Source organism: Paenibacillus glycanilyticus (genome assembly GCF_023715145.1).
In the GTDB taxonomy this organism is placed as follows: Bacteria; Bacillota; Bacilli; order Paenibacillales; family Paenibacillaceae; genus Pristimantibacillus; species Pristimantibacillus glycanilyticus_A.
The window spans coordinates 440,731-461,937 of sequence record NZ_JAMBNP010000003.1 but is presented as its reverse complement, the minus strand read 5'-3'; the positions used below and the strand labels follow the sequence as shown (position 1 = coordinate 461,937).

The window sequence follows — 21,207 nt, the reverse complement described above, 5'->3', positions numbered from 1 at the left end:
GCGCACTAGGGTTTTATCACGCGAATAAGATGAACAAAATTTCAAATGATCGAGGAACATTTGTAAAATTTCGATGGCATTACTGTTATTTTTTTACATTATTTTTAACCATTACTAATATTTATTTGTAAATTTGAGCTCAACGGAATACCAATCCTCTGCCTCCAAAGCAGCTTTCGCCTCTTTCAAGAACGAAAAAAAGCGCATCGTTGTAGCATTTTACCACAACGATGCGCTTTTCATGCGCCTTAAATAATTATTAGTATTTCATATTTGGGTAAAGCGGATATTGAGCTGTCAAATCGCGAACCATGCCGGTAGCTTTTGCAAGCACCGCTTCATCCTTCGGATTTTTCAGTGTCATGGCGATAATCTCGCCGATTGTCTTCATTGCTTTCTCGTCCATGCCGCGGGAAGTAGCAGCCGGCGTACCCAGACGAATGCCGCTGGTTACGAACGGGCTTGTCGGGTCGAATGGAATCGCGTTTTTGTTCGCCGTGATGCCAATCGAGTCAAGGACATGCTCAGCGTCTTTACCCGTGATGTTCAGGCTGCGCGTATCAACCAGCATCAGATGATTGTCAGTGCCGCCGGAAACGATGTTGATGCCTTCTGCAATCAAGGTCTCGGACAATACTTTTGCGTTGTCCACGACTTTTTGCGCGTATTCCTTGAAGGAAGGTTGAAGAGCTTCGCCGAATGCAACGGCTTTAGCTGCAATAATGTGCATCAAAGGACCACCTTGCGAACCTGGGAATACGGCTTTATCAATCGCTGCAGCCCAAGGCTGACGACACAGAATCATACCGCCGCGAGGACCGCGAAGCGTTTTGTGAGTAGTCGTTGTAACAAAGTGTGCGTGCGGCACCGGGTTCGGATGCAGACCTGCCGCAACAAGACCCGCGATATGCGCCATGTCCACCATGAACAATGCGCCTACGTCTTGAGCGATTTGGCCAAGCTTCTCGAAATCGATTGTGCGCGGGTATGCGCTCGCGCCGGCAACGATCAGACGAGGACGGTGCTTGAACGCAGCTTTGCGAACTTCGTCATAGTTGATGGTAAATGTATCTTCGTCTACGCCGTAAGCAACGAAGTTGTACAGGAGACCGGAAGCATTAACCGGGCTGCCGTGCGTCAAGTGACCGCCGTGTGCCAGGTTCATGCCAAGAACCGTATCGCCTGGTTTGAGGACAGCGAGGTATACCGCCATGTTCGCTTGCGCGCCGGAGTGAGGCTGAACGTTTGCGTGCTCCGCGCCGAAAATTTCTTTCGCGCGTTCGCGTGCGATGTCTTCCACAATGTCTACATGCTCGCAGCCGCCATAGAAGCGTTTGCCAGGATAGCCTTCTGCATATTTATTCGTCAGAACCGAACCCATTGCTTCAAGAACGGCTTCGCTGACGATGTTCTCGGATGCAATCAGCTCGATGTTGTCTCGTTGGCGCTGCAGCTCAAGGCCCATTGCCTTCAATACTTCAGGATCTTGGTTACGTAAGTTTTCCATTGTGAAAAAGCCTCCTAATAATTTATTCGCATGTTCCTGACGTCTGCTCTGACGCCAGGCCGCTGTCTTCCAAGGTGTACACGGCACGAGTGCCGCCAATCAGCTTCGGTCTTGAAAAAGCCATCGTGACGTGGGCTGCGCCAATCGATCGGACCGAAGGTCTCACCGGCACGGCAACCCGGCGGAGATGCATCCCGATAAAGGTATCGCCGATATCTACTCCTGCGTGAGCCTGCACGGTTTCAACCAGACAGGCATCCGGCATATGCCGGTAAGCATAAGCAGCCATCGAGCCGCCCGCCTTCGGAACCGGCACGGCCGCAACCTCATCCAGCCCATACTTGTCCGCTGCCTCGCGGGGGAGGACAAGCGCCCGGTTCAAATGCTCGCAGCATTGATAGACCGGGAAAAAACCGATGTCTTTACGGACCGCTTCAACACCCGCATAAATCTGCTCGGCAGTCTCGATCGTCCCCGAGGTGCCAATCCGGTGACCCAGTACTTCGCTTGTGCTCGTACCGATAACCAGAAGCTGGCCGGCCTTCAGCCCTCCGGCAGCAGCAAGCTCCCTTACAATCGTCTCTACATCAGCTGCAATTGTAGTCAATTCCTCTTGATTTCTCATGCTAAACCCTCCTACAAAGAATGGTTACACTAAACGCCCGGAATGGGGTTAGTGATGATTCTTGCATCGAAAGCATTCGCTTTAAAGAATTGTCACAATAAGCGCAGATGTCCGCGATAACCCTTAAGAAGGATCAAAACTTAAGGATGCAGCGTATATTGCTGTTCGATTTGCGTTACTTTCTGAACGCGCCCTACATGGCGTTCACCATTGGAGAATGGCGTTTCAAGCCAGATGCGGACAATCTCTTGTGCAAGACCAGGGCCGATAATGCGCTCGCCCAAAGCAAGCACGTTTGTATCGTTATGTTCGCGAGTCGCCTGTGCCGAGAACATGTCGTGCACAAGCGCGCATCGGATCCCAGGCACTTTGTTTGCTGCTATCGACATTCCGATTCCCGTGCCGCAAATCAGAATACCGCGGTCTGCCTGGCCGCTTACCACTCTGTCCGCTACAGGCAAAGCGTAATCGGGGTAATCCACCGACTGGCTGCAATCGCAGCCCAAATCTTCAATTTCATGACCAAGCGATAAAAGGAACGGAACAATTTCATCTTTCAAACGGTATCCCGCATGATCTGCGCCAATTGCAATTTTCAACTTAATACCCTCCTGCTTGGTTGTCGAATCATACGGACTTATTATACCTAAATTCCGTTAAAAAGACGAAAAAAGAGCATGACATGCTATGATAGCATGCTGCTCTTTGCCCAGGCGACCGGCCGTATGTTCCGATGCTCCACCGTGGTTACCCACTTCCGTCGCCAGTTACATCGGAAACCGTCTTTGTTACCTTCATGATAGCTTATTCAATCGTGAAAATCAATGGGTCAAAGCGTAAACGACGGAGCCATCTTCTAGGAGATGCTGCTTACGTTTTGCCGGTAAAATCCTGACCTATCATCTCTTTTGGAGCATATTAAGAAGCGAATTCAGGCTCTCTTCGATTTCCTTGGCGCAGCTTTCATACATGCCAAGCGTCCCGCCGAACGGATCCGCAATATCAAAGCTCGGAATTCGGCGTTCCAGCTCCAGAAGGCGCGTACGTTCCGCCGTTGTCAGCTGCTGGCCCAACACCTGCTTCATATGCATCTCGGTGTACAAGCGCTCGAGCTCTTCAATATCGGCTTGCACAGCCGTATCCTGATTGACGAACTCCTTAAGCGTATAGGCTTTATCCACCGCTTCGGGGAACCCGTTAAGCAAGCCGCGTTTGTGTGCTGCTGTCATCGTCAGAATCAGATCCGCCCAGGCAACGGCTTCTCCGCTCAAGGCGCGGGATGAGGCTCTATGCTCCACGTTTTTGCCTCGGAGCGTAGTGGCCGCATGCGTTGAGATCGGCAGCCCGTCAATCGTGGACACGCCTGCGGAACGGACTTCAAGAGAAATCCCCTTCTGTCTTGCCATCGTCCTCAACATGGCCTCAGCCATCGGCGAACGGCATGTATTGCCGGTACAAACAAACAAGATGCGCGTCATGCTGCATTCCCCTTTCTGATACGGCTGAATAAGGTCTTTGTTTTAAAATATAAATAATAGTCCAAAAATGAGCAAGATCGCCCCGCCCAGCATTTCCCCGTAACCGCCAAGGTTCTCGCTCACCCGGCGCCCGAGCAGCAGCCCAAGCACGGACATCAGGCCGCCAAAAAAACCAAACAACAGGACGGTCAGCAAAACATCAACCTGGAACATGCCCAGCGTAACCCCGACGGAAAAGGAGTCGATGCTGACGCTAAACGCAAATAAGAACGTTCCGACCGAGGAACGGTAATCGATCGATTGAACTGCCTCTCCCTTTAGAGAGCTGTAGATCATGTGCCCGCCAAGCAGAAGCAGCAGCACTCCCGCAGCCATCGTCGCGACATGGCCAAGCAGTCCGCTGACGAAATGACCGGCGTATATGCCGCCCAGCGGCATAACGACATGGAATACCGCGATGATCGTGCTTAACCGCAGCACTTCACGCAGGCGAATGCCCTTCAACCCGATTCCGATCCCTAACGAAAAAGCATCCATACCAAGCGCAACCGCCATAATGAGCAGTGTCGCGAATTGTCCGGCATGCAAAGTTGCATCAGTCACGCTATCGCCCCCATGTCCACATCCATTCTTAACCAAGATATGCGGACAAGGGGACAAACATACTACTCTAAACCCGGATGATTTGATGCCCCGCAGCTTTAGCCAGACGGTTCATCAAGGCATGGCCGATCCCTTCTTCGGAGCAGCCCTCCGCCCATATGCGCTGCACGCCTTCGGCGTCAAACCGGCGCAATGCGGCATACAGACTATGTGCTGCCTGCTCTAGATTCAGCTCGCTTCCGAGGGTTAGAACAAGATCTCCGTCGTAAGCGGCCCGTCTTTCGTCAAAAGCCAGAACCCCCGTCTTCAGATGCGCGGCTTTTGCTGCATGAACCTGCTCCCGGATGTACAGTACCATCTTGGACGTATTGCCTTGCACGATCTCAAGATCGCCTTGAGGCGCATAATGCGTATATTTCATTCCCGGTGAACGCGGCGCTTCCGTTACTTCGGATTTCGCTGCCGGTGCGTCGATAACCGCTTCCGGCGCTGCGCTTTGCAGCTGCTCCGCGGTGATGCCGCCGGGACGGAGTATGCGGATCGCAGCCGAATCCGGCAGCTCAATTACCGTTGACTCCAGTCCGACGCCGGTAGCGCCGCCGTCCACAATGCCGCTGATTTTCCCGCCCAGATCCTCCAGCACATGCTCTGCGAGCGTAGGGCTTGGCCGGCCTGAACGATTCGCGCTTGGAGCGGCTACCGGACAGCCGGATTGCCGGATGAGGGCAAGCGCGGCCGGATGATCCGGCATTCGGACACCAACAGTGGAGAGCCCCGCCGTAACCAGCGGCGACACCGCATCAGGGCGTACGGGCAGCACGATGGTAAGCGGGCCGGGCCACAGCTCTTTCATCAGCCGGGCGGCAAGCTCCGGATAAGGGAGCACAAGCTCAGCCAGCTGCCGTTCATCCGCGATATGCACGATAAGCGGATTATCCGACGGACGGCCTTTTGCCCGAAAAATACCTTCCACTGCTTTCGTATTGCGGGCATCGGCGCCTAATCCGTATACCGTCTCTGTCGGAAAAGCGATCAGCTCGCCATCGCGCAGCAGCCCTGCCGCTTCCTCCAATTGTCCGGCCAGCGCAGCGGCATCGCCTCCCTCGGCAGCCCGCCAAACCTTCGTTGTTGTCATCTCTATCCTTCAATCCCTGCTATTATAAGTTCATCTAACTGCCCTCATTATAGCATATGCGGTCTGAATTGCAGAGCGGCGGTCCTCCGCGCCTTAAGCGCAGCCAGAACCGCCGCTTTTACTTAGAACAGGCTTTTCAGCCAATTAATGAACTTCTGAATCATTTCCCACAGGAAGAACTTCGCTTCAGGCGCTTCGCCTTGTTTGTCGTCCTGCGCTTTTTGCACCGATGCTTCGGATTTGCTGTCATCCGCTTTTTCAACCTTTGTAACGTCTTTGCCTTCAGCGGAAGCTGTTTGTACGGTTTCAGCTTTGGCAGCGTCAGCGTCCGGGTCTGCCGCTGCGGCTTCGCCGGTTGCAGCGTCGATGAAGCAGAGCGGCGGGAACAGTACGCACCACCAGTTTTGGCCTTTGCCCTCGCCAAGCGTAATCAGAAGCGCCTCGTAATCGCCTGCGGGATATACTTCGCTGCTGTACATTTTCGTCGGAAACGGAACCAAGCCAAGCTCAGCCTTGTACGCGTAATCAAACCCGCGGCTTGCCAGCACATCGGCAACAATCTCCTCGATTTCACCCATATGATCATGCACCGTTTGGCGCGCTTCTTCAATCGTTTGCGGACCAGTTACCCAACCGTCCATGGCTTTCACAACGGCATCGCGGACCACGCGTTTTACGGCCTGATCGGCAGGCGCGTCCGAATTAGCCAGAATACGAAGACGAATCGAATCTTGCGGAATAAGAGTTTCAACCATTGCAGCGTCCGTGCGCTGCTGCTCCCAGCTCATCACCAAAACGAATAATACGATAATCAACAAGCCATAAGATTTGCGGAAATAAAAAAGGGAATTAGTGCGGTTCATACACAAGCTCCTCTCGATCGCACCCGTCGGTGCGTCAGCTTGCGTTCCGGAACGTATCTATCCGTCATTATGTCCGCGTTCCCGTCTCTATAAACCTAGCAGGAAAAATGAAAATGATAGAGTTGTTTTCATAAAAAAACCACGCTGCCGGCGTCGATGAGACGCTCCAGCAGCGTGGTCGGAAATGCTTAGTTTTTCGTTCGGACAGCGATAACATGGCGCTCAATGCCGCCATAGTCGGTAATGATGCGGATGTCGTCCCATTCGCCGACATCCCGCAGCAGCGCGGCTACGTCTTGAGCTTGGCCCATGCCAAGCTCGAAGGCGACTATCCGCGGCAGCTGCGCAAGCTCCGGCAGCTGCCGCGCCATGCGGCGGTACGGATCCAGCCCGTCCGCCCCGCCGTCCAGCGCGAGGCGCGGCTCGTAATCGCGCACCTCGGGCTGGAGGCCCGCAAGATCATCCGCCGGAATATACGGCGGATTGGACACCAGCACATCGATGCGGATATCCTCCGCATCGGGTGCACCTGCGGCGCCGCGCTTCGCAAACGGCGCCAGCAGGTCGCCCTGCACGAATGCCATGCGCCCCGCCGCCTCATGGCGGGCCGCATTCGTGCGGGCGACTGCAAGCGCGTCCGGCGACAGATCGGACGCGCTTACGCGCCAGCGCGGACGCTGCGAAGCCAGCGTCACGCCGATGGCGCCGGTGCCCGTGCCGACGTCAACCACCGTCGGCACAACAGCCCCGTCAGGCGGCCACAGCCGATCGGCCGCCTCAAGCACGGCCTCGACGAGCAGCTCCGTCTCCGGCCGCGGAATAAGCGTGGCCGGCGTTACCGTAAACGGCCGGCCGTAAAACCATTCCTCGCCGATGATATACTGCACCGGCTCGCCCGCCGCCTTGCGGCGGATCAGCTCCACCCATTCCCCGGCATGCTCCGCCGGGAAGGGCTCGCCGAAATCGCGCAGCATCGTTGACCGCTCGATGCCAAGCAGATGCATCAGCAGCCGTTCTACATTGGAGCGCGGCTCCATTACGCCAAGCCCCTCCAAAAACGAAGAAGCCTGCAAGCAGGCTTCTCTAATTGAAAACGACGGCGCAAAAAATACCCGTTCGTTCCTTGTATCAGTCATCTCTATAGCGTCCCTTCTTCGAAGGAATTTAGACTTGTTAATTCAGTTCTCTCTCCATCAGTTCAGCCTGCTCGGCAATCGTCAGCGACGATACGATCTCTTCCATATCACCGTTCATGACCGAGTCCAGCTTATGCAGCGTAAGACCGATGCGATGGTCCGTTACGCGGCTTTGCGGGAAGTTATACGTACGGATACGCTCGCTTCGGTCACCGGTACCCACCTTCAGCTTGCGCTCGCCCGCATATTTCGCTTCCTCTTCTTGACGGCGGATATCCGAGATCCGGGCGCGCAGAACTTGAAGGGCCTTCGCCTTGTTCTCGTTCTGCGATTTGCCGTCTTGGCAAGTCGCCATAATGCCGGTAGGCACGTGAAGGACGCGAACCGCCGACTTGGTCGTATTAACGGACTGACCGCCTGCACCGCTGGAGCAGAACGTATCGATCCGGATATCCTTATCGAGGATTTCAACTTCAACCTCTTCAACCTCGGGCATAACCGATACCGTCGAAGTAGAGGTATGAATACGGCCGCCGGATTCCGTTACCGGAATACGCTGCACGCGGTGTGCGCCGCTCTCATACTTCATCTTGCTGTATGCGCCTTTGCCCGTGATCATGAAGATAACCTCTTTGAAGCCGCCGAGATCATTCTCGTTCAGATCCATCAGCTCGCAGCGCCAGCCTTGCGCGTCCGCAAACTTCGTGTACATCCGGTACAGCTCGTAGGCGAACAAAGCGGCTTCGTCGCCGCCGGCTGCGCCGCGGATCTCCACGATAACGTTCTTGTCATCGTTAGGGTCCTTCGGCAGCAGGACGATACGGATTTTTTCGTCCAGCGCGGTCTTGCGCTCGGTCAATTCGTCAATCTCCATCTTGACCATCTCGCGCATTTCGTCATCAAGCTTCTCGCCTTGCATAAGCTTGGCATCATCGAGCTGCTCCGACACTTGCTTATATTCTGTGAAGGCTTCATAAGCCTCTTGTAAATCCGATTGCTCCTTGGAATATTCCCGCAGGCGCTTCGGATCGCTAGCTACATCCGGATCGCACAACAGTTCACTTAACTTCTCGTAACGGTCTGCGAGCGCTTGTAAACGGTCCAACACAATGATTCACCTCTATGAATTCCTTTTTGACTTGTATCATTCATTATAGCACAAGAGACCCGCTTTTTCGACTGGTGTATTTGCCTAAGTCGCCTAAAAAAGGCTCCGCGGTTTCCCTAAGGAAAACGGAGCCCCTTCATGATCTTATTTCTTGTTTTTTCTGGCCGCCAAAACGACCGCCGCAGCGCCCAATGCAACCGCGATAATCGACAGCGTCAGCGGAAGCGCCGAATCGGAGCCCGAATCCTTCGAGTCGCTTGCTTCTGCTGCGGCGCCGGTGTCATGTCCGTGTCCGTCGCCTTCGGCAACGGCTGCCGTTACCGTCGTTACGGAAGCCGGTTTATCGGAACCGTCTGCCCCAACCCACTCAACAACCTTGTTGTCGCTGTACGTCTGGTAAGCTTTCCATACCAGCTCGGAAGCATCTTCGTTCACTTTGCCGCTCATGCGGAATTCCGTGAATTCCGTTTCACTAAGACCGCCGCCTTCCGCAGCCGTCCAGGCAATACCGGTTACAACGCCGTTTGCGTCCTTCTCCAGCTCGCTGGTCCAGCCCGGCTTTGGCTCCACGCGGGAAATGACGGCACCGTCCGCGACCTTAACCTGAACCTTAACGGTATTGACGCCCTTTTCTTCGCTAGGCACGCGAACCGCGAAGACCTGATACGAATTAGCCGGCACGGACGGCGGCTGAACGGTTACATGCGCGCTCGCTACGCCGGCGAACATCATCAAGCATGCCGCCATGGTTGCTGCAACGGCCCATTTTTTTATCTGTTTCATGTAAACATCTCCCTTTCCAGTCATAAGCGTTTCATCGCTAATCCTTCATCAGTATAAAGCTGCGCATCACGCCTGACATGACTCGAAAGGGCTACCCGGATATGACTATTATGTGTCCGGCCTTATTAATAATTCCGGAACACGGTCTCTCGTACAAGCTCGTTATCGTCCTGATCCATCACCCGGATCTCGGCCGTCCACTTCGCCGCATACGGCAGGAACGGCCCCGTTGCCTCGTAAGAAGCGCTGAGGTAACCCGGGAAGGAATCGTTTGGCTTATCGTTATTCTGAACAAGCGGAATGTCAATCGGCGCATCCTCCCTGCTGTCCGAGCGCAGGCGCAGAATAACCGATTTAGGCGCTCCGGCAGCTTCCGGCAGCCATACGTGAAGGGAAATGTCATTATCCCCGCCCGGCACATTAGGCGTTACGTTAAACGTCACATGCATATCCTCGCCCATCTGATGGAAGTTATACGGCTCGTTGGCGGGCAGCGGGCTCATATAGGTAAAAACCGCCGCAATCGCAACGATACATGCCATCAGGATGGCGTCCACCTTCAGCAGAGTCCCGGCAGGAAAACCGTTCTTCTTCATTCGGAGGCGGAGCAGGGTACCCGTCACCAGTACCGCAACGACAAGAACAACCTTGACCGTCAGCAGGCCGCCCCAAGTCGTCAGCCACAAATACGACAGCTTGGGCAGGAACAGCATCGTCATCAGCACTCCGCTGATGACCAGCGCGACGAGGGAAATCAAAGCCCCTTGCGAGAAGCTTGCGCCAAACCGCCCCGCTTCCTTCCGGTCGGCATACCAGACATACAGCAATACGGCAAGACCGCCTGCCCAGACCGCCGACGCGAACAAATGGATAAAGTCAAAAACAATCGTAAGCACCTTCAGGTCATTTGCTGCCGGATGGCCGATCAGGCTTTCCACCCCAAGCAGGAGAACAACCCACAGAAGGCTGACAAATTTCTCGTTAAAGCGCTGGGCAACAAAGCCAAGCAGCACGAGAACGATAAGCTCCAGCCATGCACGTCCGGTCGTGGTATCCGTGAACAGGCTGCCCCACGCGGAGAGCGGCTGTCCCTTCATCAAATCGTTGACCTGCAGGAAAATGTGAAGCAGTACCGTCAACAGAAGCGCGCGCATCCCGATCACGGACAAGCGTTTAAAGGCCGACTGCAGCGACTCGCTTCGCTTCCGGATAAAGACCGACCATAAAGCTATGCCCGTTGCCATCAGCAGCGCAGCATAATAGAGAACCCGTACGACATACAGCAAATTTTGCTGCATCCCTTTGGAGCTGTTCCCCTCCGAAGCAAACATCTCCGCATCCTTCCAGTTCGGCGGGTTGCCTACAACGAATACATAAGAGCCGCTGACCGGATGACCGTCCTCCGAAATGACATGGTAAGAAACCGAATAAACGCCGTCGCCAAGCTTCGGGAGAGGCAGCTTGACCGTTGTTCCCCCGTTCTCAACCACGGGATCCTCCGTTTTGATCTTATTGGACTGGGAGTCGACCACCTCAAGGGAACCCCCTCCCGGTTCAACCGCTTCGTTGAAATTCAGCTCCACATAAGGAGGCGACTGATCCAGCTTTGCGTTGGCTGACGGTACCGTCTTCTCCAGCGTTGCATGCGCAAAAGCCTGCGGCGCCAGCGCAAGCACCAATATAACAAGCAGAATGGCCGCTGCCAGGATTCGTTTGGGTAATGTATGTAGGTTTACTGTCATAACACCATACTCCTATTCTTTAGCTTCCCTCCATTGTACGCCTTGGAGCCGCTTCACGCATGACTCGTTCGAGCTAGTTAAGGGAAGAGGACAGCATCCGTCCGGACAGAGCAAAACGGTATTGCTCTCTGGCAAGAGAACAATACCGTTTTGCTCCGCTGCTATTAGACATTGAAACGGAAGTGCATCACGTCGCCGTCCTGCACTACGTATTCTTTGCCTTCGAGGCGCAGCTGGCCTCTTTCTTTTGCCACGTTCATCGTGCCGGCAGCAGCCAGGTCCTCGAACGATACAACCTCGGCGCGAATGAAGCCGCGCTCGAAGTCCGTATGGATAACGCCGGCAGCCTGAGGCGCCTTCATGCCTTTGCGGATTGTCCAGGCACGAACCTCCTGCACGCCAGCCGTGAAATACGTATACAGGCCAAGCAGCTTGTACGCCGCGTTGATCAGACGGTTAAGACCGGATTCCTGAAGACCCAGCTCCTCGAGGAACATCGCTTTGTCTTCCCCTTCCAGCTCGGCGATCTCTTCTTCCACCTTCGCGCTGATTGGCACCACTTGCGCGCCCTCGGCTGCTGCGAATTCACGCACCGCTTGCACGAACTTGTTGTTGTCCGTATCGGCAACTTCCGACTCAGCTACGTTAGCCGCATACAGCACCGGCTTCATCGTAAGCAGGTGAAGATCGCGGATAATCTGCTTCTCGTCATCCGACAGCTCGACGCTGCGCGCAGGCTGGTCGTTGTAGAGCGCTTCTTTGACGCGTTCCAGCACTTCAACCTCAAGCGCGATTTTTTTGTCGCCGCCTTTCAGGTTTTTGCGGGAACGGTCGATTTTTTTCTCAACGGACTCAATGTCCGCCAGAATCAGCTCAAGGTTGATCGTTTGGATATCGCCCAGCGGATCAACTTTGCCGTTTACGTGCGTAATGTTCTCGTCCTCGAAGCAGCGTACCACGTGAACGATCGCGTCTACCTCGCGGATATGAGCCAGGAACTTGTTGCCAAGGCCTTCGCCTTTGCTTGCGCCTGCCACGAGACCGGCAATATCCACGAATTCAAAGGCAGTCGGAACCGTCTTGTTCGGCTGAACGAGCTCCGTCAGTTTGTCCAGACGGTAATCAGGCACCTCTACAACCCCAACGTTTGGATCAATCGTACAGAACGGATAGTTTGCGGACTCCGCTCCCGCTTGCGTTATTGCATTAAATAAAGTCGACTTGCCCACGTTCGGCAATCCAACGACACCAGCTTTCAAAGCCATGAAATAAGACACCCCATTTTCCGAAGTAACAATCTCACGTCATTATACCCGATGGCCGCTTACAATAAAAGCCCTAGTACAAGGTAGACAGTTCTTCCAAAAATGGGGCGTTGCCACTTTATGCAGCTTCTTTAAACCGGCTTTTTCCGGCAGACGGCAATCACGTACATCGGATCGCAGCTCTTGAACCTCGACAGCGGAAGCGGCTCATGCCCTTCTGCCTTCAGCAGGTGCTCCGCGGTTCTTCCAAGCGGCAGCCCCACCTTTTCCCGCAGCCAGTTCATGGACAAAAGCCTGGAGTCGTCGATCGGATTCTGCCCGAACATGGCTTCAATATCGTAGCAGGCGAGAAGCTCGCCGACGAGCTCCGAGGTCCGGTATTCAAATCGGTGGTACTCGTTAAAAGGCTGCTCTTCGAAATATAGCGGAGGATTGGTTATGGAGCGATTAGGCGTCGACACGATAAATAATCCGCCTGGCTTAAGCACGCGGGCCGATTCCCGGATCCATGCCGCCCCATCGTCTACATGTTCGATCGTCTCGAAAGAGACCACCGCATCATAAGACTCGTCGGCAAAAGGAAGCTTCAGCACGTCACCCTTCTCAAAGCGTATGCCCTCTCCGCCATAATCCCGTTCCGCCAGATTTACCGATTCGGCATCGACATCCACGCCTATAACCTCCGCGGCACCGGCACGCTTCAAAAGCGATGAACCGTAACCCGCCCCGCAGGCGGCATCGAGAACCTTCAGCCCTCTGACATACCGGCTGGCCAGCTCGTAACGGAACAGATGCTCTTCATAAACATCCGTATACTGCTCTTTCACCTGCCGGTTAATGACGAGCCGTTCACCGCTGAATACAACATCATTCTGCTCCTTCAGAAGCTGATCAGGCACGGCGGGCACGACCGTCTCCGGCATCGTCTCCGGCACTGGCGGGGGCAGCTCCTCCGTGATGGCAGCCACAGCGGTAAGCTCTTCCGTCTCGGCCTTCGCGGGCGCCGTCAGCTCGAGACCGGCGCTCAAGCCAAGCGTAATAATGCTGCTCGACGTAAGCCGTCCCTTTACCGGATGATTGCCGTTTGCCATTCTCTCCAGGAAGCCGAAATCCTCGGCGCTGATATCCTTGCCGGGACTGCCGTTCTTGCCGTCATCAATCAGGAGGGTGGATACCGAAGCAAAACCGCTGTCCGCGTAAAGCTCCCTTACCTGCTCGATGGAATAGAGATAGGCGGACTGATGCTGGGCGTGCCCGTTATCCGGCTGCAAATACCGCAGCATAAACGGATAGTAATGGCGGTTCAGGAAGGTGCCGATAAGCCAACCGCCGGGCTTCAGCAGCCCCTTCAGCCGCTTCATCATCTCGGGCGTCCCGCAAACATGGGCATCGCCGACAAGAATCCCGTCCAGCGATCCGGCTTCAAAGCCCCAATGCTCAGGCTCCTCGGAGGCAAACACCCGAATGCCCACCGCCCTGGCTATTCTGGCGGCCTGCTCATTCTTCTCTACCCCGTACAACGCCGCATCTGGAAATCTGTGCTTTAAGCTGAGCAGCGTCGCTCCGCAGCCACAGCCGATATTCAGGAACCTTAGCCCGCCTGTCCCGCTGCCTGCCGCAACTAAGGAGGCTTCCCGGTCCAGCAGCCCAAGCATATCCATATGAATGGTGAGCGCCTCGGAGGAAGCAAATCCCCACTTCTCGCGGAACAGCTGGTTGTTGCGGACGAACAGCTGCAAGTACATCGCCGAATCCGCCTTGAAGCTAACGCTGCCGTAGTGATGAATAAACGTATCCCGGCACAACATCAGCTTATAGCCAAGAAGCCGAAGGCGCAGCGACAGATCATCATCCTCATAATTGCCGATGCCAAACCGTTCATCCATTCCGCCGGCAGCTTCATAAGCTTCCCGGCGCAGCAGCATGCAGAAGCCGATCAGCTTCAGCCGCTCCTCCATCGGATGGTTTGCGGCCGACATCCGCACCGATTCCGAGAACCGGTCCATTTCCTCAACGGTCGTATAATGGCTTGGAATCTGCGTCCAGTAATAAGCGGAATTGGTTACCGGCCCTACCGCCGCGATTAAGGGATCGCTGAGCAGATTGCGCTGCAGGCCTTCCAGCCAGCCCGGCGTCACGAGCGTATCGTTGTTCAGCAAGAGAAGCAGCTCGCCGGACGCAGCCGCAGCCCCTTGATTGCAACCCTTCGGAAATCCGGCATTATAGCCATTCTCGATCAGGGCAATATCCGGCTCCGCTTTCACCCAATCGATTGTCCCGTCCTCCGAACCGTTGTCGACCAGGATCAGCTCATAGCTGCCCGCGGCTGTATGCCGCCTTATGCTTTCAATACATGACTTTGTATAATCAAGCCTATCCTTGGTTACCAGGATAATGCTCGTCAGTCCCATCTCTTCACCGCCCGGCACATAGGTTCATGCCATCAGCATATGTAGAAGGAGCCCGGATGCAAAGGCTGTTCGCCTACTGCGCCGCAGCGTTATTTTTTGTAAAAGGATAATCCGAATAAATAACCCGCAAGAACATTAATAATAGCCTGATTGTTATCCGTGAGAATAATCCGGATGAACGTCTCGATCGTACCGTCCGCGCTCGTATACAGCTTGCCGTAATTGACGGCCGCCACATAATTCAGAACCACGATAACAATGGACAGCATCAGCGTAAATTGCGTTTCCTTCACGCGGAAGCCGAACTCGCCTTTTCCGATCAGATGAAGGCTTGCTCCAAAAGCAAAGGTAATGCCAAATAAAACAAACAGGAACTTGGTTGTTCGATCCGGATCTCCGTCCCGGATCAGCACTTCGTTACACGCATAAACGACAAGCATGGTGAACAAGAGAAACAGGATGAACACCAGATACTTGTATACTGCCGCTTTCTTAACCATTTTCTGCACCCCTTATGTTGTATAACGCGATTGCATGCCAATCCCTCCTCGGGCCCATACTAACAAGGCGCAAGGAGGTGAAACTTACACAATGGAAAATCAAAGCCATAAAGGCAATTATAAAGGGACAACCGCCATGAAGGCAAAGAACCAAGATATGGCATTCGTGAACGACACGATTGAGGATGCCAAATCGATTACGAATTTCTCCTCCAAGAACAAAAAAACGGACTAATACAAGGCAAAGCGAAACATAAAGCCCCCGACAGGAGGCTGCCACGGCAGCGAACCTAACGGGGGCTTCTTGAATGCCTTGCCTTAATTGCGAAGCGGTGCCTCTTGAAGCTCGGCTCTTGTCTGCAGGAAACGGAAGAACGCCACGGAAGCATCCGCTCTCGACACTTGCTTATCCGGCTGGAAGCTGCCGCCGGACAAGGTCATAATCTTCAGACCCACAACGATAGCCGCCTGGCCCTTCTTCTCCATCTTGCCCGCATCCTTGAAGTTGATGTTGAACAGGTTCTCGTAATTGGCGAGGGAGTTATAGCCCAAGGCGCGTACGATCAGCTCCGCCATCTCTTCGCGGTCAACCTTGCCGTCCGGATTAAAGGAACCGTCTCCGATATCGATCAGGTTTTGCTGAAGCGCGCTTTCGACGTACACGTAATATTGGTTTTTCGCGCCGACATCTCTAAACGATGTAGATGCGGCCGCATCCTCGGACGCACCGTACAGGATCGGCGAACGGCCGCTGTTCATGGCGAGCACAAGCATCTTGATCAGCTCGCCGCGGGTCACGATCTGGTTCGGGCGCACCTTGCCGTCCTTCACGTCAAGCGCCTTGTAGGCCACCATCAGCTCCAACTGGCGCTCAGCCCAGTGGCCGTCGATATCAACGGCTTTCGGCTTCTCAAGCTGGGTAACGTCACCGGTCTCGCGGTTCTTCCAGCCCCCCGACTGCGCATCGAGGAAGATGGATTCATCCAGCTGGCGAGGCACAAGGCGGTAGATCAGCTGGGCATCGGTATTGGATTGCACATCGGAAGGCTGAATTTCTCCGGCAGCCAGCAGAACTTTATATTTTTCCGCCGGGATCGGCTGTCCTTGGTACACGAAATTTTGCGTCAAATAGTAGGTCAGCTCTGTCCGGTAGTACGTCATCCATTTCTCAATCGCCTGGGCAGGCGTAATAACCTTCGGAGCCGTCTCCGGATATTTGTACGGGTTGATGCTGGCATCATAACTGCGCACCACGCCCGTATTCGCATCAATCGTAACGCTCACGTTGTCGTAATCAGCCGTTGCCCCGTTAATCTTGTGAACGAAATTGAAGTAATAGGAATCGATATACTGTACTTTGTCCGGATCATACTGCGATTGATCGCGCTTCACGACGTACAGCTCATCGGCTACCCAAGGAAGCTGCTTCTTCACGGAATCAATCGCTTTCGCTTCTGCCTGATCGTACGAAAGAGCGGGCCTTGCGCTGATGTTCGGATTATTTTGATAAGAGTAGAAGCTGCTTATCATCCCCGTCCGGCTGTTTATCGTGGCCGAAGCAGAGCCCGCTGTTTCTTTCCCGTTCTTCAGTTCCCAGTCCAATCTCCAGTTCGCAACCGCGCTGCCGGTGGACTCATCGGTATTCTCATAGTAGCTGGAGCCGCTGAATACAGCATTGGACGGAAGCGGGAACGCTGCCAGAACGGCTTGTTTCGCCTGCTCTTCCGTCAAGTTTACCGCCGCCGGAGCATCCCCAAGAGGTTTATCGGAGACAGGCTTATCGGAGACCAGATTCGGATTGATATATCCGCTTTGCACCTCTTTGCCCGTTACCGCATCGATCGCGAAAGCACCCATATCATAGCTCAGTATCGGCTTGGCCGGACCTTGCGCGTTATACGGGATAAGGTAGCGGAGCTCGGGCTTCGCCTGCTCAATCAGCTTCTTCTTCGCCTCATCGGCCGTCAGCTTCGCATCCACCTTCGGAAATTTAATCGTATCGTCCCATTGCAGGGAATACCGGAGCACATGGCCCTCGCTGTCGACATCAAGCTCTATATAGTTGTCTACGTAAGGGATATCGTTCACAATCCGATCGAAACGCAGCGTGTGGCGCACCTCTCCGGTCAGCGGAGGCAGCTGCTGCGCGCCGTATTCGGGGTTGAATTTCACTTGATCCTTGTAGGTTGGCGCAACGCCCGACAAGAAGGAATAAGCAATCTTCTGAGCTTCCTCCCGCTCGACCTTAAGCGGGTAAGTAGGCTTGGCGCTTGGATTATCGAGGTAGGTGCTGTAATCAAGAAGCTGGCCGTTGTCGGCATTCAGCCGTACATAGATGCTGCCTTTGGTTTTGCCGTTTACTTTGTACACAAAATCAAGGCCCCAAACACTGCGTTTGCCGCCTGCCAGGGTATCTGCCGAGAGTGACGCGCCTTGCAGCGCATACTCTTTCGGTATACTTACGACTTGCCGGGCGAGCGATTCCGCTTTCTCCTTCGATACCTTCACATCAACAGGAATAACCGCGCTTCCATCCGACGCGGCCGCATCTCCCGATGCGGCAGAAGCAGCCGGTTTGTCAGCGCTTTCGGCAAATGCCGCGCCAGGCAGGCTGCTCGTCAGCATAACCGCTGCCGCAAGCGCAACCAGCTTCTTGCGATGATTCATCACCATAATTAACCTCCCATGCTTTTCCATTCTCGTCATTCAGCTAAATAGACGCGGCATGCATGCCAGAAGTTGCGTCCTGTCCCATTATTTATGTTATTTATGTAAAGAAAAAAGACCGCCCGCAAAGTCCAATGACTTTGCGGGCAGCCTTTACTGAAATCCCTTGCCAAATCTTACAGTTGGCCGGAGATTTTTGCTTTCAGAGCGTCTTTGCTTTGAACGCCGACCATTTTGTCAACCGGTTGGCCGTCTTTGAACAGAATCAGCGTAGGAATGCTCATTACGCCGAATTGCGAAGCCAATTCCGGCTCTTCGTCAACGTTGATTTTCGCGATTGTAGCTTGGCCTTCCAGTTCAGTTGCCAGCTCCTCTACGATAGGAAGCTGCATTTTGCAAGGTCCGCACCAAGGTGCCCAGAAGTCTACCAGAGAAACGCCGTTTTGTACGCTAGTTGTAAAGTTGTCTTTAGTCAATGCTACTGCCATTGTCAATCATCCTCTCCAATTGGTTTATGATAAGGGAATTCCGCCACGTACCGTTTAAATAAGCCTAATCGCCGCAAGCGTGAATCTGCTTCAGTACATCGGAAATCGTAATACCGCTAAAGTAGCCTTCCAGCTGCTTCTCGGCTGTACAGAAGATCCCGAACATCACTTGGTTCATATTCGAGCCAACGACGCAATCCATGCCCGGATCACCCGAGCACCAGCTCGGGATAAAAGAGCCCTGCGCCATGACGCGGTATACATCGCCAAGCGTAACGACATCTGGATCAATTGTAAGCCTGTAGCCGCCTCCTGCGCCTTCTCTTGTATCGACAAAGCCGCTTTTGCGTAATCCGCTCATTACTTTGCGGACCCGCGCGGAGTGCGTGCCTACGTTGTCGGCGATCATCTCACTGCTTGCCATCCGCTCGGGCAGATAGGCTAAATAAACGAGACTGTGTACGGCAATCGTAAATTCGCTGTTCAATGTGAACGGCCTCCCTGCTTAGTACTGTAATAATATCAATTACAGTTAACAATGTCAATAGCAAGGCCGCCCGATTTCCGCCACAGTGATAGGGTGCGACGGCGGAACCCCCCTTATTCGCCCTGCATCTTGTTAGAAATTGAAATTCATGGGGTCGGAGCCAAAGCGACGGCCTTCATTCAGGCCGTTGATGGACGCCATCTCTTCATTGGTTAATTCAAAGTCGAAGATATCCGCATTCTCGATAATCCGGCTTTTCGTAACCGACTTCGGAATCGTGACGATGCCATTCTGCAAATCCCAGCGCAAAATAACTTGAGCGGCCGATTTGCCATGAGCTTGACCAATCTCCTGCAGCAGCGGCACGTCCAGATTGCCCTGGAGCAGCGGGCTCCATGCTTCCAGCTGAATACCGCGGTCCTTGCAGTAGGCTTGCAGGTCCGGCTGAGTCAGGAAGGGCTGGAATTCCACCTGATTGACGGCAGGCGTAACTTCACAGCTGCCAAGCAGATCGTCCAGATGAGGAATCAGGAAGTTGCTGACGCCAATCGCCCGCACATAACCTTCCTTGTACAGCTTCTCCAAAGCGCGGTATGTATCCTTGTACTTCCCGGCCACCGGCCAGTGAACGAGATACAAATCAATCACTTCAAGCTTCAGCTTGCGGCGGCTTTCCTCGAAGGCCTTCAGCGTGCTCTCGAAGCCCTGGTTGCTGTTCCAGACCTTTGTCGTAATAAACAGGTCCTCGCGCTTCAAACCGCTTTCTGCCACCGCTCTGCCTACGCCCTCTTCATTGCCGTAGATGGCCGCCGTATCGATGCTGCGGTAGCCCGCCTCCAGCGCATCCGCAACCGCCTGCTCCACCTGGGTGCCTTCCTTCGTCTTGAATACGCCAAAGCCCAGCCAAGGCATCTTGATCCCATTGTTCAATTCCGTGTTTTGCGTAATCGATGTAAATTTGCTCACAACTTTTCTCCTCCCTCATTCTACAATGCTGCCTCTCAGCTACACCATTTTACCATTGATTGTCTCCCCTGAACAATGAAAGCCGCTTTAGAATTATTAGCGGGCCGTTCTTCACAAACCTGTCATGATGACGGGAGAGGCGCGAATACATATGTACGGAATGGCGAATCAGCAGGCGAGGAGGTGTGTTGGAAATGGCGTGGTGGAACCGGTGGGTCCCCTTCCGAACCGAAGGCGGCTCCAGGGCAGATGAAATCGACAGGCTTCAGGCACATTTCAAAGAAAACGGGTTGAAATCAAAGATCACCCTGGAAGGCAGCTCCTTGAAACGTCTTCATGTACGCAGTAAGGATGAGGAACGCGCCAAGGAGCTTGCGGCTGCATTCGACGCCGAGCACTCCTGATTAGCTTTGATTCAGCCGCAATCCGCAGTTTCTTGTTGGGCGCAGTCTGGACGCGAGGGCAATCCCGCCTTCTGTCCGGATGCGCCATTTTTTGTTCCTGTCTAAAGCCTTGATCTTCGGGGGGATATGTGTATAATACAGGTTAGTGGTTTTCTAGGGTTCCGCCAGGCATTCGTGCTTGGGACTGGTCCGAGGGAAAACTCACAGCGATAGCTGTGATCACGGAAGGATAAAAACCTGGGAGTCGCCTGCGCCAGCAGTGTACTCCCGGGTTTTATTTTGTCTATTTTTAATCTGACATCTCATGTAAGGGGGAATATATTTCATGAAAAAGCAATGGCTTCAAGTTTATGTTGCCGCGGTATTCGAAGTACTGTGGGTCACGGGCCTCAAGCACGCGGACGATGTCTGGAGCTGGGCGGGCACTTTTATGGCCATCCTGCTCAGCTTTGCCCTGCTTATTAAAGCAAGCGGCGAGCTTCCCGTCGGCACCGTATATGCCGTATTTGTAGGTCTCGGCACAACCGGCACCGTGATTTCGGAATCTGTCTTTTTCGGGCATCCGCTTCATATGGCTAAGCTGTTATTTATCGTTCTCCTCTTAATCGGCATTATTGGCCTTAAACTCATTACTCCGGAGCACGCGAGCGCCGGAGAGAAGAAAGGAGCATCCTCCAAATGAGCTGGTTATCTCTGATCTGCGCGGGCTTATTCGAAATGCTGGGCGTCGTGATGATGAACAAGGTGAATGAGAAGCGGAGCGCGAAGAACGTCTCCCTCCTGCTGATCGGGTTTGGCATGAGCTTCGTCTGCCTCTCCTACGCGATGCAAACTCTAGAAATGAGTATCGCGTACGCGATCTGGACGGGCATCGGCGCTACTGGCGGAGCCGTCCTTGGCATGGCGCTGTATGGCGAGCCGAAAAACATGCTGCGGATATTCTTCATTACTCTCATCATCGGAGCTGTCGTTGGTCTTAAGCTTGTTGCTTAAACGCAAACGTCTGCCCCACAGAGGAGCAGACGTATACGCCAAAGAA

General features: G+C 54.0%; 22 protein-coding genes and 2 riboswitches. Of the genes, 4 read left to right on the top strand and 18 right to left on the bottom strand.

Translation table 11 applies throughout. From position 1 onward, the window contains the following. Window positions 1-259: 259 nt before the first annotated feature. The 14 genes from M3194_RS11750 to M3194_RS11685 all read right to left on the bottom strand — a co-directional run bounded on the left by M3194_RS11750 (window position 260) and on the right by M3194_RS11685 (window position 15,156). Window positions 260-1,507 (bottom strand): serine hydroxymethyltransferase, encoded by a 1,248-nt coding sequence (locus M3194_RS11750; RefSeq protein WP_251653746.1) that lies wholly within the window; start codon window positions 1,505-1,507, stop codon window positions 260-262. A gap of 22 nt (window positions 1,508-1,529) precedes the next feature. Next, window positions 1,530-2,132 (bottom strand): TIGR01440 family protein, encoded by a 603-nt coding sequence (locus M3194_RS11745; protein ID WP_251653744.1) that lies wholly within the window; start codon window positions 2,130-2,132, stop codon window positions 1,530-1,532. 140 nt (window positions 2,133-2,272) lie between these two features. Further along, the gene (rpiB, locus tag M3194_RS11740) at window positions 2,273-2,731 is read right to left on the bottom strand and encodes a ribose 5-phosphate isomerase B (protein WP_251653741.1); all 459 of its coding nucleotides are present in this window, start codon (window positions 2,729-2,731) and stop codon (window positions 2,273-2,275) included. 101 nt (window positions 2,732-2,832) lie between these two features. Then, a riboswitch (ZMP/ZTP riboswitch) is annotated at window positions 2,833-2,913 on the bottom strand. 118 nt (window positions 2,914-3,031) lie between these two features. Next, the gene (locus tag M3194_RS11735) at window positions 3,032-3,610 is read right to left on the bottom strand and encodes a low molecular weight protein arginine phosphatase (protein ID WP_251653740.1); all 579 of its coding nucleotides are present in this window, start codon (window positions 3,608-3,610) and stop codon (window positions 3,032-3,034) included. Between the two features lie 42 nt (window positions 3,611-3,652). Beyond that, complete coding sequence (locus tag M3194_RS11730) at window positions 3,653-4,165, bottom strand: manganese efflux pump MntP (RefSeq protein WP_285889242.1); 513 nt, start codon at window positions 4,163-4,165, stop codon at window positions 3,653-3,655. A 115-nt stretch (window positions 4,166-4,280) separates the two neighbouring features. Continuing rightward, the gene (locus M3194_RS11725) at window positions 4,281-5,348 is read right to left on the bottom strand and encodes an L-threonylcarbamoyladenylate synthase (RefSeq protein WP_251653736.1); all 1,068 of its coding nucleotides are present in this window, start codon (window positions 5,346-5,348) and stop codon (window positions 4,281-4,283) included. 122 nt (window positions 5,349-5,470) lie between these two features. Beyond that, a complete protein-coding gene (gene spoIIR, locus M3194_RS11720; protein WP_251653726.1) occupies window positions 5,471-6,211 on the bottom strand; it encodes a stage II sporulation protein R in 741 nt (246 codons plus the stop codon). A gap of 188 nt (window positions 6,212-6,399) precedes the next feature. Continuing rightward, window positions 6,400-7,347 carry a peptide chain release factor N(5)-glutamine methyltransferase gene (gene prmC, locus M3194_RS11715; protein WP_251653714.1) on the bottom strand — a complete coding sequence of 316 codons (948 nt, stop codon included), beginning with the start codon at window positions 7,345-7,347 and terminating at the stop codon, window positions 6,400-6,402. 37 nt (window positions 7,348-7,384) lie between these two features. Continuing rightward, on the bottom strand, window positions 7,385-8,455 hold the full coding sequence (prfA, locus tag M3194_RS11710) for a peptide chain release factor 1 (protein ID WP_251653711.1): 1,071 nt from the start codon (window positions 8,453-8,455) through the stop codon (window positions 7,385-7,387). Between the two features lie 144 nt (window positions 8,456-8,599). Then, window positions 8,600-9,238 (bottom strand): YcnI family copper-binding membrane protein, encoded by a 639-nt coding sequence (locus M3194_RS11705; protein ID WP_251653709.1) that lies wholly within the window; start codon window positions 9,236-9,238, stop codon window positions 8,600-8,602. 125 nt (window positions 9,239-9,363) lie between these two features. Next, on the bottom strand, window positions 9,364-10,980 hold the full coding sequence (locus M3194_RS11700; protein ID WP_251653706.1) for a copper resistance CopC/CopD family protein: 1,617 nt from the start codon (window positions 10,978-10,980) through the stop codon (window positions 9,364-9,366). A gap of 164 nt (window positions 10,981-11,144) precedes the next feature. Further along, complete coding sequence (gene ychF / locus M3194_RS11695; RefSeq protein ID WP_251653703.1) at window positions 11,145-12,245, bottom strand: redox-regulated ATPase YchF; 1,101 nt, start codon at window positions 12,243-12,245, stop codon at window positions 11,145-11,147. Window positions 12,246-12,376: 131 nt separating this feature from the next. Beyond that, window positions 12,377-14,656, bottom strand: a complete 2,280-nt coding sequence (locus M3194_RS11690; protein ID WP_251653694.1) for a methyltransferase domain-containing protein — start codon at window positions 14,654-14,656, stop codon at window positions 12,377-12,379. A gap of 89 nt (window positions 14,657-14,745) precedes the next feature. After that, entirely contained in the window at window positions 14,746-15,156 is a 411-nt protein-coding gene (locus M3194_RS11685) for a hypothetical protein (protein WP_251653685.1), read from the bottom strand. A 91-nt stretch (window positions 15,157-15,247) separates the two neighbouring features. On the opposite strand from M3194_RS11685, the gene M3194_RS11680 reads away from it, so the two are divergent. Continuing rightward, window positions 15,248-15,391 carry a hypothetical protein gene (locus M3194_RS11680; protein ID WP_251653683.1) on the top strand — a complete coding sequence of 48 codons (144 nt, stop codon included), beginning with the start codon at window positions 15,248-15,250 and terminating at the stop codon, window positions 15,389-15,391. 83 nt (window positions 15,392-15,474) lie between these two features. On the opposite strand, the gene M3194_RS11675 is transcribed toward M3194_RS11680, so the two are convergent. The 4 genes from M3194_RS11675 to M3194_RS11660 all read right to left on the bottom strand — a co-directional run bounded on the left by M3194_RS11675 (window position 15,475) and on the right by M3194_RS11660 (window position 19,710). After that, a complete protein-coding gene (locus tag M3194_RS11675) occupies window positions 15,475-17,829 on the bottom strand; it encodes an S-layer homology domain-containing protein (protein ID WP_251653680.1) in 2,355 nt (784 codons plus the stop codon). A 170-nt stretch (window positions 17,830-17,999) separates the two neighbouring features. Further along, complete coding sequence (trxA, locus tag M3194_RS11670) at window positions 18,000-18,311, bottom strand: thioredoxin (RefSeq protein ID WP_091189877.1); 312 nt, start codon at window positions 18,309-18,311, stop codon at window positions 18,000-18,002. Window positions 18,312-18,375: 64 nt separating this feature from the next. Next, on the bottom strand, window positions 18,376-18,798 hold the full coding sequence (locus M3194_RS11665; RefSeq protein WP_251653677.1) for an RrF2 family transcriptional regulator: 423 nt from the start codon (window positions 18,796-18,798) through the stop codon (window positions 18,376-18,378). Between the two features lie 132 nt (window positions 18,799-18,930). Next, window positions 18,931-19,710 carry an aldo/keto reductase gene (locus M3194_RS11660; protein ID WP_251654249.1) on the bottom strand — a complete coding sequence of 260 codons (780 nt, stop codon included), beginning with the start codon at window positions 19,708-19,710 and terminating at the stop codon, window positions 18,931-18,933. 248 nt (window positions 19,711-19,958) lie between these two features. Here M3194_RS11660 and M3194_RS11655 point away from each other — a divergent pair, with 248 nt between their 5' ends. From M3194_RS11655 to M3194_RS11645, 3 genes are all read left to right on the top strand, one after another. Then, window positions 19,959-20,168 carry a hypothetical protein gene (locus M3194_RS11655; RefSeq protein ID WP_251653674.1) on the top strand — a complete coding sequence of 70 codons (210 nt, stop codon included), beginning with the start codon at window positions 19,959-19,961 and terminating at the stop codon, window positions 20,166-20,168. A 142-nt stretch (window positions 20,169-20,310) separates the two neighbouring features. Continuing rightward, a riboswitch (guanidine-I (ykkC/yxkD leader) is annotated at window positions 20,311-20,414 on the top strand. Window positions 20,415-20,493: 79 nt separating this feature from the next. Then, on the top strand, window positions 20,494-20,850 hold the full coding sequence (locus M3194_RS11650) for a DMT family transporter (RefSeq protein WP_251653671.1): 357 nt from the start codon (window positions 20,494-20,496) through the stop codon (window positions 20,848-20,850). Next, window positions 20,847-21,161: a DMT family transporter gene (locus tag M3194_RS11645; RefSeq protein WP_251653668.1), complete on the top strand. Its 315-nt coding sequence runs from the start codon at window positions 20,847-20,849 to the stop codon at window positions 21,159-21,161. Before M3194_RS11650 ends, M3194_RS11645 begins: the two co-directional genes overlap by 4 nt. The last annotated feature ends 46 nt before the right edge of the window (window positions 21,162-21,207 follow it).

Excerpts from the sequence above, each read along its gene's own strand:
- M3194_RS11750 (WP_251653746.1), bottom strand. The coding sequence starts at position 1,507 with ATGGAAAACTTACGTAACCAAGATCCTGAAGTATTGAAGGCAATGGGC.
- M3194_RS11745 (WP_251653744.1), bottom strand. The coding sequence starts at position 2,132 with ATGAGAAATCAAGAGGAATTGACTACAATTGCAGCTGATGTAGAGACG.
- M3194_RS11735 (WP_251653740.1), bottom strand. The coding sequence starts at position 3,610 with ATGACGCGCATCTTGTTTGTTTGTACCGGCAATACATGCCGTTCGCCG.
- M3194_RS11730 (WP_285889242.1), bottom strand. The coding sequence starts at position 4,165 with ATGGCGGTTGCGCTTGGTATGGATGCTTTTTCGTTAGGGATCGGAATC.
- M3194_RS11725 (WP_251653736.1), bottom strand. The coding sequence starts at position 5,348 with ATGACAACAACGAAGGTTTGGCGGGCTGCCGAGGGAGGCGATGCCGCT.
- spoIIR (WP_251653726.1), bottom strand. The coding sequence starts at position 6,211 with ATGAACCGCACTAATTCCCTTTTTTATTTCCGCAAATCTTATGGCTTG.
- prmC (WP_251653714.1), bottom strand. The coding sequence starts at position 7,347 with ATGACTGATACAAGGAACGAACGGGTATTTTTTGCGCCGTCGTTTTCA.
- M3194_RS11705 (WP_251653709.1), bottom strand. The coding sequence starts at position 9,238 with ATGAAACAGATAAAAAAATGGGCCGTTGCAGCAACCATGGCGGCATGC.
- M3194_RS11700 (WP_251653706.1), bottom strand. The coding sequence starts at position 10,980 with ATGACAGTAAACCTACATACATTACCCAAACGAATCCTGGCAGCGGCC.
- ychF (WP_251653703.1), bottom strand. The coding sequence starts at position 12,245 with ATGGCTTTGAAAGCTGGTGTCGTTGGATTGCCGAACGTGGGCAAGTCG.
- M3194_RS11690 (WP_251653694.1), bottom strand. The coding sequence starts at position 14,656 with ATGGGACTGACGAGCATTATCCTGGTAACCAAGGATAGGCTTGATTAT.
- M3194_RS11685 (WP_251653685.1), bottom strand. The coding sequence starts at position 15,156 with ATGGTTAAGAAAGCGGCAGTATACAAGTATCTGGTGTTCATCCTGTTT.
- M3194_RS11680 (WP_251653683.1), top strand. The coding sequence starts at position 15,248 with ATGGAAAATCAAAGCCATAAAGGCAATTATAAAGGGACAACCGCCATG.
- M3194_RS11675 (WP_251653680.1), bottom strand. The coding sequence starts at position 17,829 with ATGGTGATGAATCATCGCAAGAAGCTGGTTGCGCTTGCGGCAGCGGTT.
- trxA (WP_091189877.1), bottom strand. The coding sequence starts at position 18,311 with ATGGCAGTAGCATTGACTAAAGACAACTTTACAACTAGCGTACAAAAC.
- M3194_RS11660 (WP_251654249.1), bottom strand. The coding sequence starts at position 19,710 with ATGCCTTGGCTGGGCTTTGGCGTATTCAAGACGAAGGAAGGCACCCAG.
- M3194_RS11655 (WP_251653674.1), top strand. The coding sequence starts at position 19,959 with ATGGCGTGGTGGAACCGGTGGGTCCCCTTCCGAACCGAAGGCGGCTCC.
- M3194_RS11650 (WP_251653671.1), top strand. The coding sequence starts at position 20,494 with ATGAAAAAGCAATGGCTTCAAGTTTATGTTGCCGCGGTATTCGAAGTA.
- M3194_RS11645 (WP_251653668.1), top strand. The coding sequence starts at position 20,847 with ATGAGCTGGTTATCTCTGATCTGCGCGGGCTTATTCGAAATGCTGGGC.